At 45.4% G+C, this 1,513-nt stretch carries 1 protein-coding gene, 1 tRNA gene and 1 pseudogene; 2 read left to right on the top strand and 1 reads right to left on the bottom strand.

Going from position 1 to position 1,513, the window contains the following annotated elements:
- The first annotated feature begins 111 nt into the window (after window positions 1-111).
- Window positions 112-198 (top strand) — tRNA-Leu (locus J8X26_RS05295).
- A 116-nt stretch (window positions 199-314) separates the two neighbouring features.
- On the opposite strand, the gene J8X26_RS05300 is transcribed toward J8X26_RS05295, so the two are convergent.
- On the bottom strand, window positions 315-596 hold the full coding sequence (locus tag J8X26_RS05300; RefSeq protein WP_165058933.1) for a DUF1435 domain-containing protein: 282 nt from the start codon (window positions 594-596) through the stop codon (window positions 315-317).
- A 404-nt stretch (window positions 597-1,000) separates the two neighbouring features.
- On the opposite strand from J8X26_RS05300, the pseudogene J8X26_RS05305 reads away from it, so the two are divergent.
- Window positions 1,001-1,513: pseudogene (locus tag J8X26_RS05305) on the top strand (GGDEF domain-containing protein); the annotation flags it as partial.

Consider the following 1,513-nt stretch of genomic DNA (forward strand, 5'->3'; position numbering starts at 1 on the left):
TTGGTAGACGCGCTAGCTTCAGGTGTTAGTGTCCTTCGGATGTGAGGGTTCGAGTCCCTCCCTTCGCACCACTCCGGTGATATAAATCAGCAGTCAGCAGAATTCATCTGTGCGAAGGTGGCGGAATTGGTAGACGCGCTAGCTTCAGGTGTTAGTGTTCTTACGGACGTGAGGGTTCAAGTCCCTCTCTTCGCACCACATGATTCTGTTCTTCGGTTTTGCCTTCCTGTATTAACTCCTTCGATTTCAGAAAGTAAAAAATCCCCTTCGCTTTACTGTTTTTCCTGTTTCTCATCTTCGTATTCCTGTTTTCATCACAAACTAAAATTCAACGTCACTGCCGCCAGTCCGCCTGCCAGCGCCATAAATGAGGGCAGCAGCAGATAATGGCGCAGCGTCCGGTGGAACAGCATGCCCAGCGTCACCAGCATCGCGACCACGACCAGAACGCGCAGCTGGTCCAACGTCATATGTGCCAGCGCCAGCAACGGCATCAGCGCGCAAGGCAGCAATACCCCCCAGCCACTGGTCAGACGTTTACCCAGCATCCACACAACCGCCCAGATCCCACATGCCATGACAATTGCCGGTATCATAACCCTGCTCCAAATGCTGATAATGAGAACCAATATCATATAGGATTTTTTCTCATTTACCATACACCCCCCGCAATAAATCAGACGACACAACGCCCGTCTGCCAGCACGCCCGCCTTTAAGGTAAAGTCTGCGCAGTTATTTACGGTCTTATACTCCGTTTGGGTGACACCTGTGTACAAAAGTGCTAATTTTAAAGGTGTTAAACCAAATTAGTGAAACCCGGCTAATTAAATTTTTTATAATAGTCACTGAAAAAACTATATTTATAGAATTCTAATAATTACCTATTAAAACCATTAGCCTGCCTGCATGGAACTTGTCTTAATGGAATAAGCACGCGGTATAGGGCGATAAGAATCTTTATCTATTCAGAACAACAGACGCTAAATAGAGTAAATTTGATGATATCTCATTCCTATGATGAACTGCTGAGAAGCAAACATCGGCTGGCGATGCTCCTATTCTTTTTTTTAAATAGTGCCACGGCGCTATTTTCGATGGTTTATCCCCCCGACAATGCAGCGGCGACACCCTTCCCGCTGATACTGATTTTTGCACTTTGTTGTGGCGGGTTAATATTTTCTTTTTTCAGTAAGAAAAATTACTCTTCACATCTGAATATGTGTTCTGTGATTGTCGGTCTGTTATGGGCCTGGCAAATAGCATTACGTTTTGAGGAAGTCGGGCAAACAGATAAAAATTATCTGGTGATCAGCTTACTCAGTATATTCTTTATCAGCGCCATCGCTTTGTCAGATAATTTTCTGGCTTTTTGCCTGCATGCAGTACCTTCCACTCTTTGCGTCATCTTCCTGGATGACTTTCAGCACATCGGGCATATCCTGTTCACCGTTATGTTGCCACTGATTGGTTTGTGGCTGCATCACCTGATGCTCAAACGTAGCGACGAATTC

Origin of the sequence: Rahnella sp. ChDrAdgB13, from assembly GCF_017655185.1 — a bacterium.
GTDB lineage: Bacteria > Pseudomonadota > Gammaproteobacteria > Enterobacterales > Enterobacteriaceae > Rahnella > Rahnella contaminans.

What these genes read in the sequence shown, in the direction of transcription:
- J8X26_RS05300 (WP_165058933.1), bottom strand. Translation starts at nt 596, where the DNA reads ATGATACCGGCAATTGTCATGGCATGTGGGATCTGGGCGGTTGTGTGG.